This is a genomic window from Leptospira selangorensis, from assembly GCF_004769405.1.
In the GTDB taxonomy this organism is placed as follows: Bacteria; Spirochaetota; Leptospiria; order Leptospirales; family Leptospiraceae; genus Leptospira_B; species Leptospira_B selangorensis.
On the sequence record NZ_RQES01000019.1, the window covers coordinates 35,824 to 57,250 of the forward strand.

Annotated in this window: 21 protein-coding genes; 13 read left to right on the forward strand and 8 right to left on the reverse strand. The window is 39.7% G+C overall.

The window, feature by feature from the left end; genetic code table 11:
• The first annotated feature begins 17 nt into the window (after positions 1-17).
• The 8 genes from EHO58_RS15340 to EHO58_RS15375 all read left to right on the forward strand — a co-directional run bounded on the left by EHO58_RS15340 (position 18) and on the right by EHO58_RS15375 (position 7,624).
• Positions 18-317 carry an ArsR/SmtB family transcription factor gene (locus EHO58_RS15340; protein WP_208728830.1) on the forward strand — a complete coding sequence of 100 codons (300 nt, stop codon included), beginning with the start codon at positions 18-20 and terminating at the stop codon, positions 315-317.
• On the forward strand, positions 314-742 hold the full coding sequence (locus EHO58_RS15345; protein WP_135627217.1) for an SRPBCC family protein: 429 nt from the start codon (positions 314-316) through the stop codon (positions 740-742). The genes EHO58_RS15340 and EHO58_RS15345 overlap by 4 nt, the downstream gene beginning before the upstream one ends.
• 7 nt (positions 743-749) lie before the next feature.
• Positions 750-1,148 (forward strand): GFA family protein, encoded by a 399-nt coding sequence (locus EHO58_RS15350; protein ID WP_135680513.1) that lies wholly within the window; start codon positions 750-752, stop codon positions 1,146-1,148.
• Positions 1,149-1,223: 75 nt separating this feature from the next.
• On the forward strand, positions 1,224-3,359 hold the full coding sequence (amt, locus tag EHO58_RS15355) for an ammonium transporter (protein ID WP_135680514.1): 2,136 nt from the start codon (positions 1,224-1,226) through the stop codon (positions 3,357-3,359).
• 68 nt (positions 3,360-3,427) lie between these two features.
• A complete protein-coding gene (locus EHO58_RS15360) occupies positions 3,428-3,778 on the forward strand; it encodes a DUF3147 family protein (RefSeq protein WP_135627214.1) in 351 nt (116 codons plus the stop codon).
• A gap of 77 nt (positions 3,779-3,855) precedes the next feature.
• Positions 3,856-4,704, forward strand: coding sequence for a phosphotransferase family protein (locus EHO58_RS15365; RefSeq protein WP_135627213.1), 849 nt, complete (start codon positions 3,856-3,858; stop codon positions 4,702-4,704).
• A complete protein-coding gene (locus EHO58_RS15370) occupies positions 4,701-6,317 on the forward strand; it encodes a glycerol-3-phosphate dehydrogenase/oxidase (protein ID WP_135680515.1) in 1,617 nt (538 codons plus the stop codon). Before EHO58_RS15365 ends, EHO58_RS15370 begins: the two co-directional genes overlap by 4 nt.
• A 92-nt stretch (positions 6,318-6,409) precedes the next feature.
• Complete coding sequence (locus tag EHO58_RS15375; protein ID WP_244241203.1) at positions 6,410-7,624, forward strand: NHL repeat-containing protein; 1,215 nt, start codon at positions 6,410-6,412, stop codon at positions 7,622-7,624.
• Between the two features lie 90 nt (positions 7,625-7,714).
• Here EHO58_RS15375 and EHO58_RS15380 read toward each other — a convergent pair whose 3' ends face one another.
• From EHO58_RS15380 to EHO58_RS15390, 3 genes are all read right to left on the reverse strand, one after another.
• Entirely contained in the window at positions 7,715-8,896 is a 1,182-nt protein-coding gene (locus EHO58_RS15380; protein WP_135680517.1) for a thiolase family protein, read from the reverse strand.
• A gap of 67 nt (positions 8,897-8,963) precedes the next feature.
• Positions 8,964-9,434: a MarR family winged helix-turn-helix transcriptional regulator gene (locus tag EHO58_RS15385; RefSeq protein ID WP_135627209.1), complete on the reverse strand. Its 471-nt coding sequence runs from the start codon at positions 9,432-9,434 to the stop codon at positions 8,964-8,966.
• Positions 9,435-9,502: 68 nt separating this feature from the next.
• A complete protein-coding gene (locus tag EHO58_RS15390; protein ID WP_135680518.1) occupies positions 9,503-10,189 on the reverse strand; it encodes a Crp/Fnr family transcriptional regulator in 687 nt (228 codons plus the stop codon).
• A gap of 177 nt (positions 10,190-10,366) precedes the next feature.
• Here EHO58_RS15390 and EHO58_RS15395 point away from each other — a divergent pair, with 177 nt between their 5' ends.
• Genes EHO58_RS15395 through EHO58_RS15415 form a run of 5 tightly spaced genes read left to right on the forward strand, consistent with a single transcriptional unit; the run spans position 10,367 to position 15,565 of the window.
• Positions 10,367-11,053: a c-type cytochrome gene (locus tag EHO58_RS15395; protein ID WP_135680519.1), complete on the forward strand. Its 687-nt coding sequence runs from the start codon at positions 10,367-10,369 to the stop codon at positions 11,051-11,053.
• A gap of 31 nt (positions 11,054-11,084) precedes the next feature.
• A complete protein-coding gene (locus tag EHO58_RS15400; protein ID WP_135627206.1) occupies positions 11,085-12,455 on the forward strand; it encodes a cbb3-type cytochrome c oxidase subunit I in 1,371 nt (456 codons plus the stop codon).
• The gene (locus tag EHO58_RS15405; RefSeq protein ID WP_135680520.1) at positions 12,439-13,260 is read left to right on the forward strand and encodes a CbbQ/NirQ/NorQ/GpvN family protein; all 822 of its coding nucleotides are present in this window, start codon (positions 12,439-12,441) and stop codon (positions 13,258-13,260) included. Before EHO58_RS15400 ends, EHO58_RS15405 begins: the two co-directional genes overlap by 17 nt.
• 1 nt (position 13,261) lies before the next feature.
• Positions 13,262-15,040, forward strand: a complete 1,779-nt coding sequence (locus EHO58_RS15410; RefSeq protein WP_135680521.1) for a nitric oxide reductase activation protein NorD — start codon at positions 13,262-13,264, stop codon at positions 15,038-15,040.
• A 57-nt stretch (positions 15,041-15,097) separates the two neighbouring features.
• On the forward strand, positions 15,098-15,565 hold the full coding sequence (locus EHO58_RS15415) for a hypothetical protein (protein WP_135680522.1): 468 nt from the start codon (positions 15,098-15,100) through the stop codon (positions 15,563-15,565).
• A gap of 72 nt (positions 15,566-15,637) precedes the next feature.
• On the opposite strand, the gene EHO58_RS15420 is transcribed toward EHO58_RS15415, so the two are convergent.
• The 5 genes from EHO58_RS15420 to EHO58_RS15440 all read right to left on the reverse strand — a co-directional run bounded on the left by EHO58_RS15420 (position 15,638) and on the right by EHO58_RS15440 (position 21,395).
• A complete protein-coding gene (locus EHO58_RS15420) occupies positions 15,638-16,126 on the reverse strand; it encodes an SRPBCC family protein (protein ID WP_135680523.1) in 489 nt (162 codons plus the stop codon).
• Positions 16,113-16,430: an ArsR/SmtB family transcription factor gene (locus EHO58_RS15425; protein WP_100709826.1), complete on the reverse strand. Its 318-nt coding sequence runs from the start codon at positions 16,428-16,430 to the stop codon at positions 16,113-16,115. The genes EHO58_RS15420 and EHO58_RS15425 overlap by 14 nt, the downstream gene beginning before the upstream one ends.
• A gap of 245 nt (positions 16,431-16,675) precedes the next feature.
• Positions 16,676-17,194 carry a DUF1993 domain-containing protein gene (locus EHO58_RS15430; protein WP_135627201.1) on the reverse strand — a complete coding sequence of 173 codons (519 nt, stop codon included), beginning with the start codon at positions 17,192-17,194 and terminating at the stop codon, positions 16,676-16,678.
• 87 nt (positions 17,195-17,281) lie between these two features.
• A complete protein-coding gene (locus EHO58_RS15435; RefSeq protein WP_135680524.1) occupies positions 17,282-19,699 on the reverse strand; it encodes a hypothetical protein in 2,418 nt (805 codons plus the stop codon).
• A 28-nt stretch (positions 19,700-19,727) separates the two neighbouring features.
• The gene (locus EHO58_RS15440; protein WP_135680525.1) at positions 19,728-21,395 is read right to left on the reverse strand and encodes a hypothetical protein; all 1,668 of its coding nucleotides are present in this window, start codon (positions 21,393-21,395) and stop codon (positions 19,728-19,730) included.
• Positions 21,396-21,427 lie beyond the last annotated feature (32 nt).

Below are 21,427 nucleotides of genomic sequence, written 5' to 3' on the forward strand. Positions count from 1 at the left end.
GGAAATACGATCTCAATTTGATCTTCCAGGCATTGTCAGATCCTACCAGAAGGGCAATGCTTAGAAGCCTTTCTAAAAAGGAGAGGGTGATTACGGAGATCGCAAAACCGTTCGAAATGTCATTGGCTGCCGCTTCCAAACATATTAAGGTTTTGGAAAAGGCAAAGTTAGTGAATAGAAGAAAGGAAGGTTCCTTCTCCTATTTAACTCTGAACGGTAAGGCGATGATGAGTGCGGATAGATGGATTCAGCATTATAGGAAATTCTGGGAGGATCAGTTGGATTCTCTCAAGGAATTGTTGGAGGAAATAGAATGAAAACAGCAGAATATAAACTGCAAGTATCTAAATTTATCAAGGCCAAAAGAGAGAAGGTCTTCGAGGCATGGGTTCAACCTGAAATTATGAAAAAATGGGGATGTCCCAAGGAACTAAAGATCGGAGAAATCCAGATGGATTTCAGGGTTGGAGGCAAATATAGGACCTCAATGCTTGGAAATGGGGATGTTTACATCGCTACAGGGATATATCAAGAAATCATATTAAACGAAAAGCTTGTTTTTACTCACGGTTGGGAAGGGCCGGACCAAGGTAACACTCTTGTTACAGTTGTATTTAAGGACAAGGGAGAAGGGACCGAAGTTTTACTTACTCACGAAAGACTTTCTAGTGAAAGTTCTATGGAAGGTCATAAAGAAGGCTGGATCAGTACTTTGGAAAACCTTGAGCTTCAATTATTTTGAGAGTGTTATGGCTTTAAGAAAATATTTAGGAAGCTGTCGTTGTAAAAAGGTCCGTTTCGAGGCATGGATAGATCTCACTCAAGGAACTTTTAAATGTAACTGTACCAGTTGTGTTAAAGGGAGATTTTGGGGAGTCTCTGTAAAACCTGAAAACTTTAAATATCTAGAGGGAGAGGAAGAAGTTACTATATATTCCACGCGGATCGACGGAATATTTTGTAAACATTGTGGAGTAGGTATCGGTGGATGGGGGGATGTCCCCGAAGCGGGTGGTAAAAATATCGCTATTAATCTGGGCGCATTGGATGATCTAGACCCTAAGGAATGGGCGGGGGCTCCAATTAGTTACTTTGATGGGTTACATGATCGCTGGGACAGGGAGCCGGAGTTTATTTCACATCTTTGAAGCCTGGCGTACTTTAGGAATTAGAAGAAATGCTTCTTGCCAATTCGCTTATCATTTTCTGAAATAAGAAATTCGATGCCTAAAACGAATTTCGATATTCTTTGGATCATTCTTTCTTCGGGATTGGTCTTTTTCATGCAGGCCGGGTTCTTATGTTTGGAATCCGGCCTAACGCGCACCAAGAATTCGATTAACGTAGCCATTAAGAATATTACCGACTTCGGGATCGCTACGCTTGTCTTCTATTCGATAGGATTCGGGCTTATGTTTGGTTCAACTTATTATGGTTGGATCGGAAAGGATATGTTCTTTCCTGATTTTTCCAAAACGAGTCCTGAAACTTCCGTTTTTTTCCTATTTCAACTTATGTTCTGTGGGACCGCTGCCACTATAGTTTCTGGTGCAGTTGCAGAAAGAATGAAATTCGGTGCCTATATTATAGTCACCACGATCATTTCCTCTTTGATCTATCCGATTTTCGGCCATTGGGTTTGGGGAAGAAGTTTAGAAGATTGGAATCAATTTACCGGTTGGCTCACCCATCTTGGTTTTATGGATTTTGCCGGCTCCACTGCGGTTCATAGCGTAGGCGGATGGGTCGGCCTTTCTGCGATGATACTCATCGGTAACAGAACTGGAAAATACGGTAAAGACGGATCAGTTCGAAAGATCACAGGGCATAATCTTCCACTTGCTATGCTTGGAACATTGATCCTTTGGTTTGGTTGGATAGGATTTAATGGGGGAAGTACTCTTGCATTCACATCCGAAGTTCCAAAGATTATTGCGAATACTATGTTTGCAGCGTCGGGCGGAATGGCTTCCAGTTTGATTTACGGTTGGATCCGATTAAAATATGCAGAAGCTACTCTTCCTTTAAACGGAACCTTAGCAGGACTTGTTGCAATCACTGCTCCTTGTAATGCGGTTAATTCTTTGGAATCACTTTTGATCGGACTAATTGCTGGAATTTTAATGTTTGAAGCAGGAGTTCTTTTAGACAAACTTAAGCTGGATGACGCTGTTGGAGCTATTCCTGTTCATCTTGTTTCCGGTATCTGGGGCACCTTAGCAGTGGGATTTTTTGGTGATCTGGCTATTTTAGGCACTGGATTAGATAGGAATACTCAGATTCTCATTCAGTTACTCGGCGTCGTTTCTTGTGCAATTCTTTCTTTCGGTGTGAGTTATCCTCTTCTTTTTGTTATACATCGTTTTTATAGCCTGAGAGTTTCTCCTCAGAATGAATACCAAGGCCTGAATTATACAGAACATAGAGCCACTACTGAGCTAATAGATCTATTTTTAGAAATGGAATATCAGAAACAGACAGGTGACCTAAGCCAAGATCTTTCGATAGAACCATTTACGGAAGTAGGGCAGATCGCTGAAAGATATAACCTAGTGCTGGATAAAATCAGGACCAATATTAAAGAAAAAGAAACTTTGGCTATTGAGTTGGAGCATAACTTAAGTTTACTCCAAAGTGATCTATCCACTGCTCGAAAGATCCAATCCGGGATCATATCTCAGGAAGATAAGCTCACAGTCGATTTAGAAATTACGGTAAGATATCTTCCTCTTACAGAAGTAGGAGGGGATTTTTTCGATATCATGGAACTTCGTCCAGGCCTGACCAGAGTATTTCTTGCGGATGCGACCGGACATGGAGTGCAGGCTGCTCTTTTGACTATGGCAATCAAAGCGATTTATGAATCTCTAAAACGTGGGATTTATAGTGTTACTGAAATTTTGTATCATTTAAACAATGAGTTCTTACATACATTCAAAAATTTGAATCAATTTTTTACCTGTATAGTGGTCGATATAGACACAAATTTGAATTTGATCCGGTATTCCTCTGCGGGACATGTTCCTCAATATTTGATCCAAGACAGAGAGATCCACTCTTTGGAAAAAACCGGAAGGATCATGGGGGTTATTCCGAATACAAAATACACTTCCAATGAGATGGAATTTACCCAAGATTCTAAGCTGATACTTTTTACAGATGGTCTTTTTGAACAATGGAATTCAAATAAAGAGGAGTTTGGAGAAAAAAGAGTAGAGGCGATCATAGGAAACCTAAAAGGAATCCCGATCGGAGACGGGATCGATCAAATATTAAAGAAATTGGATGAATTTTTGGACGGCTCTCCAAAACAAGATGATATCTCAGTTTTAGGGATCAGCAGAAAAATCAAAAAATAGAAATTTATATTACGGTTATAAACTTGTGAAAAACCCTTGAGTTACTACTATGATAATTCTCAAGATCTATGTTATATCTTATACTTAAATACGCAGTGACTTCTGCATTAGTGGTTTTAATTTCTGAAATTGCTCGTAGAAATGATCGAGTAGGAGCCTTGATTGCTTCTCTTCCTTTGGTGACCATTTTGACATTATTATGGTTGCAGTTTGAAAAAACAGATCCTGAAAAAATATCTAATCATGCATATTATACTTTTTGGTTTGTGATCCCTACTTTGCCAATGTTCTTGGTATTTCCTAAACTGTATTCTACATTCGGTTTTTGGTCTGCACTTGGATCTTGCGTTCTACTTACTATTTTACTTTTCATTTCTTTCAATTACGTTCTTGAAAAATTCGGCATCAAACTTATTTAAGTTTCTCGAAATTACTTCTTGCTCATGCATGTATAGTTATAGAATCAGTTTTTGTTTAATAAATAGAGAAGAGAATCATGCCTGCCAAAAAATCAAACCGACCAAGCCCTGGAAAATCACTCGCAATAGGTAGGTCCGCCGAAATTTCGGAATACGGACAAGACAAAATCCTAAAATTATTTTTTAAAGAATTCCCTGCTTCTGAAGTAGATACTGAATATTCCAATTCCGTAATTGCTTTCTCGTCTAATGCCACTTCTATGAAATGTTATGAGAAGGTCAAGGTCGGAGATAGGCACGGATTGATCTTTGATAGATTGGATGGAATTTCTCTCACCAAACTTCCAGACAAAAACCCTCTGGCACTTTTCAGTCTTTCTAAAATACTCGCAGACCTTCATCTGGATTTGCATAATAAAAAAACCAAGAAGATGAACGATATCAGAGCAGAAGCTGTGAAGGTTCTTTCTCGAGAACCACTTTCTTTTTTGAACAAAGAAGAGAAGAAGGTCGCAAAACGACTTATAGAAAATCTACCTGAAGGTTCTTCTATTTTACATCTGGATTTTCATCCTGAAAATGTGGTCGTTACAAAGGATTCATTTGTGATCATAGATTGGATGACTGCTTTAAAAGGAGATCCGGCAGCTGATGTCGCTTCTACTGTCTTTTTATTCCAAGACGCGGAACTTTGGCCGGGAACTCCATTCTTAAAAGTTTTATTCTATACAGTGGTTCGAAAGTTCATCTTAAAAGGTTATTTAAAAAGATATCTCTCCGTTTCCGGAATGGATTGGAAGAATATAGAGAAATGGAGACTTCCTATATTAGTTTTTCGTTTAGGACTTTGGAATATCGAGAGTGAGAGGTCGGCTTTGCAAAAAGAGATCAGAGAGATCATTTCTTCTTCGAAGGCAGGTAAATGAATCCTCAAAAATTGGATCGATTTATCGAAAGAGCAAAAGATGAGGCCTTCTTTGATGTATTGATTATAGGAGGTGGGATCACAGGTTCTGCCTTAGCCTATGAGGTAGCGAGTAGAGGACTTTCCGTTGCCTTGGTCGAAAAAGAAGATTTCGGTGGAGCAACATCATCTGCCACAGGAAAACTGATCCATGGTGGACTCAGATACTTAAAACGTTTTGATCTGTCTTTAGTCAGGGAAGCACTTAAAGAAAGAAGGATCCTATCTAATATAGCTCCGAACCTTGTATATCCCTATCCGATGATACTTCCGAATCCCGGTCTTTTGGAAAGAATCGGTCTATTTGTATACGACCTACTTTCTTTTGATAGAAACCGGACTTGGGACAAATCCAAAAAGATCCCTGCACATAAAAACCTTTCTAAAAAGGAGATCCAAAGCCGAGGTCTGGCTATGGATTCTGCGATCTATTTTTACGATTGTATCATGCCTAGCCCTGAAAGATTGACTCTTGCATTTCTAAAATCGGCAGTCCAAGAAGGTGCGTCGGTTTCCAATTATACAAGAGCGGAAGAATTAATTTTCGAAGGAAACCGAGTGATCGGGGCCATTGTTAAAGATATCATTCATAATAAAAACGTAAAATTAAATGCTTCTGTGGTTGTGAACGCTTCCGGACCTTGGAGCCAGGACCTTCTGAATGGGACTAAGAAGATAAAAGTCCCGGTCCCTAAAACAAGATCAGAAGGGATTTATCTGATCACAAAAAAATACTTCGACACCATGGTGCTTCATGTAGGTAAAAAAGGACATTTCAGTTTTGCTCCCTGGAGAGGGAAAAATATGATCGGGCCTACTGAAAAAGCATATTATGGCCCTGTAGAAGACTGGAAACTTTCTCCCGAAAGTATTTTAGAATTTTTAGAATATATCAATTCTTCCGGTTTAATTTCTGAAAAATTAGAATTAAAAGATATTGAGTTCGCTTATGGTGGACTTAGGCCTCTTGCAGAAACTGGAGGAGAAGATAAGGAAACGTATTCAGCTTCCCGAAAATCAGAATTGCAGGATCATTCTAAGGATGGGATAGAGGGACTCATCAGTGCCGGCGGTGGAAAATATACAACTAGTCGTCACTTCGCAGAAAAAATATTCAAACTCATTCAAAGGAAACTGCCTAAAAAAACAGGACCTAATGTTTCTGAGAAAAAATTCTTAAAGGGATGCGAGATTCCAAACATAGAATCTTATTTAGAAAATGCTAAAAATTCTTATCCTAATGTTTCTAAAAATACTATAGAGTATCTGGTTCGTCATTATGGAACCGAATATGAATCCATTTTGGAATTAGCAAATTCTTCTAAACAGTTATCAGAAGTATTGGATGAAGATGGAGAATTGGCCGCTCAAGTTCTATACGCGATTCGTTTCGAAATGGCTATGAACTTGCAGGATATTTTGTTGAGACGAACCGGTCTCGGAACTGTTGGACTTCCAACAGACGATGTGCTCTCCAAAGTGACTGAGATTGCGGGCAAAGAATGGAATTGGTCTACAGAAAAAAAATCGGAAGAGATTGAGAAACTAAAAAGAAGACTAAAACTACTCGTTTGAGGGATCTGGGTTTCGCTTACTTAGTAAATAAATTGCTTTGCAATCGAAAGCTGTTCGTCTAAATTACTTATCGAATGTCAGGATTTCTTCCCTTGAATCGGAATATTAATAATTTATTATATATCTTCTGTGCGGTTTTGTTTATAAGTTGTGGGGCTATTTCTACCGAAAACCCTTGTGATCCCTCAAGTGATACGTTTTTAAACACTCAACTTTTAAAATTCCTTGTAAACGATACGAGCTCCACCTGTGGGGGTGGAGCTATAGAAAATTCCTGCAATGTTTTTAAAAATGGAGAGGCGGCAACCATAGTTCTAGGCCAAGCCGATTTTACGGACAACAGTGCTTTTGGGACAGCTCCAAATCAATTTCGAGGTGTTGCTGGAGCCGCAATGGACGTTCAAGGGGGGCTTTGGGTATCGGATGCTTACGGCGGTCCTGCCGATTCTAGAATCCTGCATTTCCCTTCACCTATACAGACGAATGCAGATGCAGATATTATACTTACTGCTAACCCACTGGAAGCAAGATTAATCGCCATGGATCTAAGCGGAGGGCTTTGGGTGGTTGCTGGAACTACTTCTACTGGGAACAAGGTTGTCCATTATGCTCCCGGAATGATTTCGGGAGATTCGCCTGATATGATGCTTGGAACTGGGGGTTCCGGAAGTAATCCTGACCAGCTTAATAATCCATATGGAGTTGCTGTAGATCCCACTGACGGGGGGGTATGGGTCGCAGATTATTTCAATAATAGGGTTACGCATTATCAAGCGCCTATTACAAACAGTATGTCAGCTGACAAAGCACTCGGTGTATTAGGTTTAAGTGGCGCAGGAAGCGGCGGGCCCGCATCTAATACTACGATAACCCGTCCTACAGGGGTTGCTGTGGATCCAGCGGGAAATCTTTGGGTTGCAGAGTACGGAAATAATAGGGTTCTTCGATTTAGCCCTCCTTTTTCAACTGGAATGCAAGCAAATATGGTTCTTGGACAACCCAATTTTACTACTTCTGCGTCAGGGTCGGGTCGTTTTGGCTTAGCAGGTCCCAATGCAGTTAGTATCGATTCCAGTGGAGCGGTTTGGGTAGCAGATACTGGTAATGGAAGGGCCGTCCGTTTTTCCCCTCCGTTTAGTAGTCTTGGGAAAGGAGCAGATGCAGTATTAGGTAAACCGGATTTTAATGCAGGCTTTAACGCAGCCGCTACTGCGGAAAATACTGGAAGCGTTGTTTCCGTGGCAGCCGCTCCTTGCGGCCTTTGGGTAATGGATTCTAATAATAGGCGAGTCCTCTTTTTCCCTTAAAAGATTTTTAGCGAACCCGCTTCGCGGATGCACCACAGGCGGTGCATCGCAATATTTCCGCTACTATCTCTTTCGCTCTCTTTTCTAAAATCATTTCTTAAAATTATAATTTTCTAATACGATAGCGATCCCTTGTCCTCCTCCTATACAAAGTGAGGCCACTCCATATCTTAAATTTCTACGTTTAAGTTCGTAGGCTAATGCTAATGTAACTCTCGTTCCACTGGCTCCTAGAGGATGGCCAATTGCGATCGCTCCTCCGTTTACATTCGTTTTTTCCGGATCTAATCCTAATTCTCTGATCACCGCTAAAGTTTGAGAGGCGTAAGCTTCGTTGATCTCGAATAGATCTATATCTTTTATACTCAGTCCGGAATTTTGTAATGCTTTAGGGATCGCAAATACGGGACCTAACCCCATCATTTTTGGATCACAACCCACATTAGCATAACCTAATATGGATGCTAAAGGATTTGATCCGTTCTTTTTGACCCACTCCTCGGAAGCAAGTAGGACGGATGCCGCGCCGTCGTTGATTCCGGAGGCATTTCCTGCTGTGACGGTTCCATCTTTTGAAAATGAAGTCGGCAGATTTTTCAGTTGAGGTAAACATTCTTCGCCTCGTATCTGTTCATCTCTATCTAATAAGATAGATTTTTTTCCTCCGGTTTGGACGGATATCATTTCGGAGGAGAAGGTTCCGGTCTTTGTGGCCTTCTCCGCTCTAACTTGAGAAATACCCGCCCATTCATCTTGTTCCGATCTGGAAATTTTGAAATGTTGGGAGATATTCTCTGCAGTCATTCCCATTGTCAGATCCGCAAAACAATCCGTGAGACTCTGAGCGAGTCGATCTTCTGCGATTGTATCTCCGTATTTATTTCCCCATCTGGCACCTTTTAATACAAAGGGAGCATTACTCATGGATTCTGTTCCGCCAGCGAGTATGAGATCGTTTTCTTTGGATCGGATTTTACGTGCGCCTATCAGTATACTCTCCAATCCGGAACCACAAAGTCTATTTACCGTAAGCGCACTGGATTGTTCAGAAAGACCTGATCTGAGAGAGATATGTCTAGCAAGATAAGCGGAATCTTTATTGTCCTGTATTACATTTCCATAAATAGATTCCTCTATTTTGGAAGGATCTATTCCGGTTTTACGAATTGTTTCTTTGGCTGTAATTACCGCCAAATCGGAAGAACTATAGTCTTTTAGTCCTCCTCCGAACTTTCCAAAAGGGGTTCTCGCCCCATCTATTATGACTGTCATATTATCTTCCTATATGTTGTATATACACTATATATCACATTACGATTCTTCGCATCTAATATAGTCTTTAGACCTGGTTTTGGGTTTCTAAAACCGGAATTTTTCTGACTTCAGATAATATCTTTAAGGTTTCTTGGAATTTAGATTTTCCTAAAGATTTAGTAAGCTCGCTCTGTGCATCTTCCCAAAGTAAGATGGCGTCCGCCAATTTGGATTCTCCCTTTTTGGTGAGAGACAAATTTCGGATATTCCCGGCTTCTTTTTTTTCGATCCGGATCAGATTATCCCTTTTTAGGATCTCCAGACTTCTTTGTAGTGTGGTTCTGTCTATATCCGTAAGTCTGGAAAGGTCCGTGATACTACATTCTTCTTCGTGTCCAATTCCCACTAAGATGCTGAATTGTGTTATTCTAAGCCCAGAAGGTTTGAGTATAGAATCATAATAGGAAGTAACTAATCTTGCGGTCCTTCTTAAACTTACGTTCAGACAGGAGAGTCCTATTTTTTTGAGTTCAGAAGAGGAAGGTTTATTTTTCATATTTTCTAATAAAATAGTGTGTATGCACTATTCGCAGGTCAAGCTTAAAAATGCCTATATAACCAAGGCTATTGTTTCAAAGCAGGAAACTCATGGATTTGTTTCGGGTGATTTTCTTTTAGTATTCTATAGGAAGAATCTTTTTCCTCCAAGATACATTCATCCAAAAGAGATCTAAATGCTCTACTTACGGATTCCGGGGTGGTTCCGATCAGCGAGGCCAATTGATTTTTGCTGATAGGAAGTGTGATAAATTTCTGAGAAGCTCCGCATTCTTTTAAAAAATTCAAAATCCTGTCTTTTACGGAGAGATACAGATTCTCTACCAATTTTTTTCTGAAATAATTGAGATGTTGTATCGTTACAGCTGAAAATAAATAAAGAGCTTTGGTGTTTTCGAATAAGAAGGAGGTAAATTCTCTTTTAGGATAGTATATCAATTCTCCTTCTTTTAGCGCTTCGCAGAATGCAGGATAAAAACAGGGTTCATTTGGTTGAAAAATCGGATGAGAAGCGATCAATTCTCCCGGATAAAATACTTTCAGGATCGCTTCCTTTCCTTCTTGGGATAAGGAATACACTTTGAAAATACCGGATACGATCTCGAAAAATCCGTCATAAGGATCTCTTTCTCCGAAAACTACTTCACCTTTTAAAATTTTTTTTCGAATGCCGATAGATGCAAGTTCATTTGGGAATTCCCTTTGGATCTCTATCCAATGTTCGCTTGTTTGAACGCTTAACGTTTTAGCCATAACAATTGTTTTATGTTCATTTTAAAAAATAATTCAAGCCAAAAGAGCTCAAAAATTTTCCAAACGTACTTGATCTATATCAAGGAAATTTTTTGAAACATCTCTGAGAATACTCTCGATTTCTAAATCACTGTTTCCCGCGAGCTCGCGGTTTTTTTTAAAGATAAGGAAGAGGGTATGCTTACAAAATTTCAGGCGAAATTATTTTTCCTGGTTGGGACGTTTTTATTCTCCGCAGTTTTCCTGCTTCTCACTTATGATTCTTTAAAATACGTTTATTCTTCTAGTTCTTCCAAAACTTTAAGTGAAGAAGTGATCCGAGGCAAAGAGCTTTGGGAAAAGAATAATTGTATGGGGTGTCATACGATCTTGGGAGAAGGAGCGTATTACGCACCTGAGTTGACCAAGGTTTACGAAAGAAGAGGTCCGGAATGGATCCGTGTTTTCTTAAAGGATCCACAAGCGATGTATCCTGGAGAAAGGAAAATGGTTAAATACGATTTTTCCGAATCTCAGATCTCGGATATAATCGCATTTTTAAAATGGAATGGAGAGTTGGATCTGAAAGGATTTCCTCCTAAACCCGAATATAAATCCTCCACACAACTCGTAAATGCGGAATCTGCCGCTGTTGTCCAACCCGAAAAGTTTAAACAGATTTGCACCGCTTGCCATTCGGTTGGGGGTGCTGGAGGGAATGTGGGGCCTGCATTAGATTCTGTAGGGAAAAAATATGATATCGCTTATCTACAAAATTGGCTGAGGGATCCGCAAAAGATCAAGCCGGGCACTGCTATGCCTAAACTTCCCCTAAGTGATAACGAGATCAAGGATTTGTCCTCTTATCTTTCCCAACTGAAATAAACAAATAGGATTAGAATATAATGGTTTCTTTATGAAATATAAATCTCAAAAAATTGCATACTGGTTTTTTGCTACCTGCATGCTCTTATTGTCCTTGCAAATAGTTTATGGATTCGTGATGGGATTTGCGAGAATGGGTTTCGATGTTCTACACGATTGGGTTCCATTCAATGCTGCCAGGGCGACTCATACTAATTTGTTAGTGGTTTGGTTACTCACTGGTTTTATGGGAGCGGCACATTATATAATTCCTGACGAATCCGACAGAGAGATCTATTCGGAAAAGCTGGCATATATCCAGCTAATTTCCCTGATTTTGGTGGGAGTTGTTTCTATCATAGGATTCCACCTGAATTTTTGGGAGGGGAGAAAGTTTTTAGAGATCCCTCGTCCTTTGGATTATCTGGTGGTAGTCAACGTCCTATTATTCCTTTTTAATATAGGAATGACTGTTTGGAAAGCTAAACGATACACTACAACTTCTCTTGTTCTGTATTTTGGCCTTTTTTCCGCTGCCCTTTTGTATCTTCCCGGAATGATCCAATTTAATAGCCAAACGGTGGACTCTTACTTCCGTTGGTGGGTAGTTCATCTTTGGGTAGAAGGTGTTTGGGAATTGATCATGGGAGGTATCCTTTCTTTCCTTCTTATCAAACTCACCGGAGTGGACAGAGAAGTTATCGAAAAATGGTTATATGTGATCGTTGGATTAACTTTTTTGTCCGGGATCTTAGGAACAGGTCACCATTATTATTATATAGGGGTTCCTGAATATTGGAAATGGGTGGGTGGATTTTTCTCCATGTTGGAGCCTCTTGCATTTCTTGCGATGGCAATGTTTGCAATCTCCATGTATAGAAAAAGTGGAAGGAATCATCCCAATACGATCGCTCTATTCTGGACGATCGGAAGTGCAGTCATGTCTTTTGTGGGTGCCGGGTTTTTAGGATTTGCTCATACTCTTCCTCAGGTAAACTTATACACTCATGGAACATTGATTACAGCTATGCATGGACACCTAGCATTCTGGGGAGCTTATGCAATGATCGTGTTTGCGATCTTAACATATGCGATGCCATTACTTACCGGCAGAAAACTTTGGAATAATCCGACCGGACTATTCGCATTCTGGGCCTCCAATATCGGAATGTTAGGAATGACTGGAGCTTTTGCAGTGGCGGGTATCGCACAAGTTTACTTAGAAAGAAAATTAGGATTAGACTTTTTGACGGTTCAAAAAGAGATCCAAGTTCATTTCTTAGGTTTGGTCCTTGCTGCATTCGTTTTCACTTCCGGGATCGTCGCATTCATTATAAACTTCGTACGCTTTGGAGCTCCTACAGATGAGGCCTTAGGTGCGGAGCAGGCTTCGGGAGATATTTCTCTTGCCCGTAGATCCTAAAAAAGATCATAAAAATGGGACGTTAGTGCAAGCTGAAGTCCCTTATTATAAGTCGATCGGGCAAGAGATAGAAATATTCGAACACGCTTATAAGAACAAACTTCCCATCTTGCTAAAAGGTCCTACCGGCTGCGGTAAAACCCGATTTGTAGAATTTATGGCGTCCAAATTAGATCTTCCCATGACAAGTGTATCTTGTCATGAGGAAACTTCCGCTGTGGATCTGTTGGGAAGATTTCTGATCCAAGGTTCGGAGACTGTCTGGCAGGATGGGCCATTGACAAGAAGTGTTCGTTCCGGTGGAATATTATATATTGATGAAATTGCGGAAGCAAGACCGGATACGATCGTTTCTATCCATCCTTTAACGGACCATAGAAGAGAAATTTTTATAGATAGAAAGAATGAAAATTTGAAAGCCCCCGATTCTTTCGTACTTGTTGCTTCTTATAATCCAGGTTACCAAAGAGGTTGGAAGGAATTAAAACCTTCTACAAGACAAAGATTTATATCTATTCAATTCGATTATCCGGATAAGGAGACTGAAAGCGAGATTTTGAGTAAAGAAACCGGAATTTCTTCTTCTGTTTCTTCTAAACTTGTAAAACTTGCGGAGAAGATCAGGAATCTTACGGAGTTAGGATTATTGGAATCTTGTTCCACAAGATTGCTAGTGGATGCTGCAAAATTGATCTCTACAGGTTTGCCATCTAGATTATCCTGCGAGGTCGCAATAGTACAACCATTAAGTGATGATCCGGATACGATCCGTTCATTAAAAGATCTAGTCTCTTTGATGATCTGATATGGGTTGGGAAGAATTCGTATTCAAAAAGACATATAATACTGTTAGAGAAATTTTCTCTTCTGAAAAAGATCCATCCTTAAAAGATAAAATAATAAAACTGTCCGATATGAAACCAAGACTTTCAATTTTAGCAAAGTCTTTAACCGGAGAAAATATAGAAATATTACCTGCCGAAAAAGAAGGAGGATTTCAGGATCAATTCTATTTTTTGCCCGGGTCCTATTCTAATGGACCGGATTCATTCTCGAATATTCAATTTTATATATTCAGAATACTTTATATTTCAGAACAGAGAAGATTAGGATTTTATTGGAAAAAGGGAGAGGTAAGGAGCAAGAGTGAATCTATAAAGATCGCAAAGGAAACCTATCCACAGGTTATTGAAAGTATAGAGAAAAATTATCCGGATATAAAATCCCTTCTTAGATCTGTAGAGAATGTAGAAAGAGAATTCCAAAGATCAGTGTCAAAAAATAAAAAAACACCTGAGGATCTTTCTTTACTATATGGGATCTGGATGTCTTCTTCTTCATCTACATTAGAAAGTCGGATCACATCTCAGGAATTGCTCTCTCAAAAAACTGAAAACGATAAGATAGAAACGGAAATAGAAGGTGTGCCCAGAGAAAGGATCGAAACCATTCAGGCGGATCTAAAATCACAAGAAGATTATACTCTAATGCACCAATTCGAAAAGGTAGAAACCGCAGAAGAATTCCAGGGAAATTGGCGTGATTTTGATGGATCCGATACTTTATCGGAACAAGAAGATGCGATCCGGGAGTTAGATCTTAGGCATACGGTTCGTTCTAATGAACCTACACATTCCGTTTTTAGGACTGATTTTTTATCCGGACTATTTGCCGGAGAAGTGGAGAATGATCGCTCTCATGAAAAACCGATCTCTTATGACGAATGGGATTACAAAAAAAGGAAATATAGAAAGGATCATTGTAAGGTATTCCCTAAAAAATTCCCGGATGGAAATCAAGGATTCACCCAAAAAGTTTTCCAAGAAAATTATAATATACTAAATTCACTTCGATCTAGAATGAATCGATTCTTTAATCTCAAAACTTCTCTAAAAAGACAAACTTACGGAGAAGATTTGGATCTGGACGCCGCTCTACAATATTTTTCGGATCTGTCTTGCGGGCAAACTCCAACTGAAAATGTGTATTTGTCCGATAGGAAAAGACTTAGAGAGGTTTCTATACTTCTACTTGCCGACATGAGTTTATCCACCGATTCTTATGTGGATAACCAAAAGATCTTGGATGTGGAAAAGGCTTCTTTGGTATTATTCGGGCAGATCTGTTCCGAATTTGGAGATCGTTTTAGGATAGATTCATTTTATTCTAATACTAGAAATCATTGTGATTATTCTAATATAAAAAGTTTTGATGAACCTTGGGAAAGATCCAGAGAGAAGATAGGGCTTATGGAAGCGAAAGGATACACTAGAATTGGACCTGCCATCCGACATTCTCTCTCTTTGATCCAAAACGAAAAAAGCCAAAAACGTTGGATCCTACTTTTGACGGACGGTAAACCGAATGACTATGATCGTTACGAAGGGAAATACGGAATAGAGGACGTTAAAAAAGCGATCCTAGAATGCGAAAGATCTAATGTGGGAGTTTTTGCACTTGCAATAGATAAAAGTGCAAAACAGTATCTTCCGGCAATGCTTGGAAAAGAATCCTATAGGATCTTGCCGAATCCAAAAGAATTACCGGAAGCGCTGACTGATTTTTTTATTAAACTAGTTAGATGATCCTGAACAGATGATATTATATTACCAAAAATTACTATTTTTAGAATGGAGTAAATTGTGAAAAAAATTCCCTTAGGATTGATCTCTTTAGTATTATGGGCAATTTCAGCTTCCGTTTTTTTGTATTTTTTCTTATCTGGAAATGTGTCCGAATCGATAGATGGAAGAGTTGCAATCCATTTGAATTCTCAAGAGAAAAATTTAGTTCTAACGGAAATGAGGGGGCTACTTGCATCCGTTAACGGGATCGTTTCCGCGTTAGCCGAAGATGATTATAAAAAGGCTGAATTGGCTGCTTCTGCAAGCGGAATGGAAATGGTAAAAAAACTGGAGGACGAAGAAAAAACGATCCTTCTTAAATTGCCTATCGAATTTAAACAATTAGGATTCGGCACTCATGATCAATTCGATAAGATTGCAGAAGATCTAAGACAAAAAAAAGACACTAAAAGTATTCTAAAAGAATTAGATAAGCTTACTCAAAATTGTGTTAGATGCCATGCAACGTATAAGATCGCATTTTAGGGTTAGGAAAGACCAACTAAAACCGGAAGAGGGATAATATTCCGATTTTAGATGATCGTCTATATGGAAATCTTAGCGAACTGCTTTCATGAGTTCTACTAATTGGTCGAGAGCTGTGTTCCAACCGTCGTGGAAACCCATCTCTTCATGTTTCTTTTTGGTCTCTTCGTCTTTATGACGAGCAAGAACATGATACTTGGTTCCATTACCATGTTTTTCTAATGTAAGTATCGCTGTAAAAAATCCGCCACTTGGAGTAGGTTTAAAACCCGGTTCGAAAATATCGGTGAATACAAGTTTTTCATTTTCTACGATATCCAAAAAACAACCGCTGTTCGGGAACTCTTGTCCTTCCGGAGACAACATAGTCGTGCGGAAGATTCCACCCGGCTTAAGATCGATCTCACAATCAATAGTTTTCCAAGGGGCAGGGGTAAACCATTTGAGTATATGTTCCGGAGTGGTCCATGCTTTCCAAACCAGTTCTGTAGGAACATCTACGATCCTCTCAAGAACTAGATCTGTTTTTGGGTCCGGTTGGTAATAATTAGTTTTTGCCATTTTCTTTCTCCTTCATTTCAAGTAAGTAACTGTCCAGTTGGTCGAGCCTTCTGTCCCAATGTGTGCGTTGTCTAACGAACCAATCTTCTCCGGCCTTCATGGTATCTTGGGTAAGTTTATAAGTTCTTACACGACCCACTTTTTCGGAACGAACCAGAGAGGAATCTTCCAACACACCTAGATGCTGCATGAGAGATGGAAGGGCCATTTTGAAAGGCTCCGCCAGTTCTCCTACAGTTGCCGGCCCCATGCTCAAACGTTCTAAAATGGACCTTCTTGTTGGGTCCCCTAGAGCATGAAACATATTATCCAGACTGTTACTATACTTAGGCACTTACCTAACTATATCATAAGAATAAACTTAGGTAAATACCTAAGTTTGAAAAATGTGAGAATTTTGGGAAAAAAATGGGGGGCGCCCCCGCCTGAAGGCGGTCGGGCTCTCCGCTTCGGTCGCTTCGCGACCCCGCATCGATCCCTGGCGCGAGCTGCTTAGATTCACGCAGAGTCGCGAAGGCGCAAAGATCTCTAAATGTAGTAACTTCGACGTTACGATTTAAAAGGAAAGTCTCCCAAGTAATCCTTTTTCCCCAGTTCGACTCCGTTATGTCTGAGAATATCGTAAGCGGTCACGATATGAAAGAAGAAGTTCGGGATCATATGATGGAGGGCGTATTCTTTTCCGGTAAGGGATTTTCCTTCCCAACGAGGTAGAGAAATTTTGATATCAGAAGCCTCTTTATAATCTTCCGGTTTTAGGCCTTTCAAAATACCAACAACTGAATCAATTCTGTCAGTTATTTCAGAAAGAGTTTTTTCCTTATCATCGTGAGATTGGAAATGTTTTCCGGTTAAGCGGGCCGCTCCTAATTTTGCAGTATCGCAGGCTAACTGGATCTGTCGGATGAAATTGTATTGGTCCGGGGCAAGTCTTGAATTTAATAAAACATCTATATCGATCTTTTTAGATTCGGCGAAACTTTTGCCCTTATCTATAAATCGTTTTAGGTGTTCTAGGTTTTTGATTACTTGTGTTACTGTGATTTCGTAAATCGAAATGTCTGACATACTTCCATGGAAAGCTCCGATTAGGATCTATCAAGTCTTTAATCCGCGCAGATTGTTTCAAATTGTATTGGCCTTTGGTATAAAAGTTTAGAAACAATTTGCATCGGATTCTATTGCGCCAATCGAAATAGAACCTGCTCCTGATGGAGTAAATGGGCTTGAGGAATTTGTTCTTGGACTTCCGTAAAAATCGGTTTGTAAAAAAGGGATCGCAGTAATTGGAAGTGTGATCGTACTTAAATCCACTCCACCATATAAAGAAGAACAAGGAGAATTGGCGGATGTTGGAATTCCAAAGGGAAGATTAAAATTCCAGATTTTTTCTATTACGGCTGTATCTACAAACTTAGGATCAGCACCATAACTATTGGAATAATCTCCTACTAATTGTCCTGAGATCGGATGAACACAGTCCTCTTGGTTTAATGTACTTCCGCAGAAAATATATTGGTCGAAGCCTATTACGATAGGAACGCTTACAAAATAATTATTTCCTCTTACTACGGAAGTCGGCTCAGGAGGACTTCCAAAAATAATCCCGGCACTATTTGCGGAAAGATTTCTGGAAAAAATTTGGTTATTTAGGATCTTATGAATTCCGAATCCAGCCTGAGTAAATATTCCTACGGAATTTCCGAGAGAAAAATTCTGAGAATTCCCTATATAAATATCGTTATTTATTATATTACTTGAATCTACTGCATCTGTAAAAACGATCCCGTATGAATTTTCAGAAACCAAACTAGGATTTAGATATTGATATGCATTGATCTTATTTTCGGAAACGATTGCTCCTTCAAAAATCCCCGTTTCTATCCAAAGTCCGGCGCTGAATCCTGCAGGTTCTATACTAACCAACCCGTCTAAAATATTTCTGGAAAGTATGATAGGTTGTAAAGTGGATCCGGAACCTTCTAACATTACCCCTACGGAATGAGATCTTCCCGAACCTCCTCTTAACCAATTTTCTGTTACTATAACATGATCAGATTGATTTATTACTAATCCTGCACGGATCCCAAAACCGTTCGAATTCGTTTCATTCCCAAAAACCATATTTTTAGAGATGATGATCTGTCCTAGATTGGTCCTTGAATTCAAAACTTGGATCCCAGTAGAATAATCTCCGATTAGATTCATCTGTATCTGGAACCCACTCACTGAAAGGTTTGTGGTCGCTGAACTCAAAGAAGTAGTAGAGATCAAAATTGCGTTACAAAAATTTGAAAAGGAAGTCCCACAACTGGAGAGTGTATCATCTACAATTCTTGTGGGATGAATGTTTGGATCAGAATCCAGATCCGGAAATCCAGGACTAAAGCCGCCGAATAGGGAAGTATTTCCGCTCAAGAAAATTTGAGAAATAGGAGTGTAACTCCCTTCAGCCACAAAAACGGAACAGATAGATCCGCTTGAGTCGCATTCTTGGACTCCTTTTTCTATACTTCTACAAAAAGCACTTGGACCGAAACCTGTTCCACATCCCGGATCGTCTATTCCGTTAGTTGCATCTACTAAACGAATATTCGAAGAAGTTACAAAATCATAATGGATCGGATTTCCATTTTGGATCGGAAGACTTTTGGCAGTACAACCTACTAATTCGAAGAATGAATTTCCGGGAGGTCCCCATTTATCCGGAGAATTCGGAGTGATCACAATCGTATCATCATCCGGTGCGGAAGGATAGGTGACACTAGGTGGATTTCCAAGAGAAGCCACATTGTTTTTTCCCGAAATAGCAATCGGATCGAAACTACAGCTTCCAGGATCTACTCCATGAAAAGAAAGTCGGATGGAAACTTTACCATTCGGAGTGAGTATCTTGGACTTAGGAAAAATTTCTAAAACCGAAATACAATCTAAGACTAGAGTTAACGCTCCTCCGGACATGGTTCCGGTTCCGGAACCGTTCGGAATGAAAATGCAGGAATGTCCTGTAGGAATAGAGATAAAACTAACGGAATAATTTGCGGAATCTCCTACTTTATGTGCGAATGTTTTTGTTCCATCCGCAGTAAAAGTGATTTTGTCGGACATATTCTGTAAAATTAAGGGGGAAGTCCCGGCGATCGAAGGATCCAGACCGATCACCTTCACGGATAGATCATAAAATATCTTCCCGCAACTGATAAAAATTACGGTTTTAGGATATACAATCGGTCCCTCCGGATTACTGATCTTACATTCTTGCTGTGCAGACGCGCCTGATATTCCTATTACAGAAACTGAATATTGGTCTCCCATTTTTACCAGAGTAGGGAATGCCTGAGTCCCGTTAGAAGGAAAATCCAAAGTTTCTCCTAATAGATTAGAGATGCTAAGAGTTCCCGAACTTAAACCTGAAACTTGGACCGAAACTTTGATAGGTGTATTGAATGCATCCAGATCCATTTTTAAACTGAAAAGATCTAAAAGTGTGGATGCTTGTGGCGGTTTATAGCAATAAATATTTGATAAAAAGAAAAGAAGAAAAAATAGGATCCTGTAAGAATAATATTTCATTTTTCTTAACTAGGATCCTTGCCCAAGTTTACTGGATAGAAGTTTGAACTGGGAAATCCACAGAATTTCCCGGAGAAGAGAGTTTGATCGAATAGAAAGTATGAGTACTTCCGTCAAAATTAGGATCTAGGATATATATCCCATCCCCTAATGCACCTGCACTTGTATAACATCTGGAAGCCCTACAAGTAGTGGAACTTCCCATAGTGAAATTCTGCCCAAGTGTACTTCCCGAATAATTCGTAACTGTTCCCAAGGTTCCGTTACTAGAATTCAAAGGAGAATGATACACATCAAAGAACAGGGAACCGCTTTGGGTACATCTTAGATCGTAACCCATTAATACTCTTGAGCCTAAATTTCCTGGAGAAGGAACATAGGTTTGAAATCCGGTTCCATTCGGATTACAACCATTCGGCACCGTGTCTCTTCTTATCTGGGCAGGAACTCCAGATAAATTTCTCCATTCCATTAAGCTAGAATCGATCGTGTTGTCTGTAATTCCCATATTGGATCTATTAAAGAAAAGCCATACATCGGAAGAAGTTCTTATAAATTTCGGATAAGCCGCACCTGCAGAACTTACCGGGAAGATTGCTCCAGTGGAACCGGTTCCGGAAGATAAGAATAATTGATTCACCTGAGTGGCTACACCATTCGTAAAACTATATACAGCTAAATAATTATTAGGTGCATCATCCGTATCATTATCATGAAATTCGAATGCAGTTGCGTACTTACTACCGTTCCAAATTACATCCGAATATCCGAAAGTCGATCCTATCGTTCCAAGAACGGATTTGATAGTTGTAGGGGTTCCAATTAAGGTGCCATCCGGATGGATACGGATATATCTCACTAAATTTGAGAAAGAAGTACTTCCGCCAAATTCTACAAATACTACTACGAATTCATCTAGATCCGCATTATAAGCGGCAGATAACGTGCTGATCTTGGCACCGGAGGCAGTGGAAACCACTCCCGCCACCGTAATATCAGAACCCAAAGTTGTTTGTTCAATATCCAGAAATCTAGCTTTGATCGTATTTCCGGTCGAAGTCCAAACTGCTAGGTATTTGTTACCAGACCAGACTAGATCCAACATAGGCATTCCTGCACTGGTGCTAAAAAACATAGGAGTTCCTACCACTGTAGAAGTCTTTTGGTTTACCTGGAATAGATTCATCACCGGAACACTTCCGCTAAACCAGGTCCCGAAAACTGCTAAGTTCCTTTCGCAGTCGATTTTAGAAGCAGCTACTAAACCTGCTTTTCCGGAATCTCCAGTGAGAGTACAATTTTGTCCTCCTGTATAAGTCCCGAGATCGATTGTAAAATTTGTACCTGGATCTAAAGTGTCAGGAAAGGAGAAGGTTCCATTATCCGAAATTTGAAGTGTTTGAGTTTCAGAAGTATCTGTGTTTGTCAGGGTTAGATTCATCTCTTTGCCCGACTTGTTCAAGTATCCGATAACGTTCACTTTGACAAGGGAAGGTCCTGGAGTATTACTTCCGAAAACTCCTATGTTTCCATCGAATGCGATTGCACCTATCGCAGAGGAACTTGCATCTATACTAACTGCTTTTGCGTTATTACATCCAGTAAAAAGAAGTACGACCAAGAGTAAAACGGTCACGAATAGGGCAGCTTTTAGAAGAATATCCTGGACTTCTTCGTCTTTCAGAAATTTTTGCATGTCTTAACTCCCTCGTATAACTCTCGTTTGTT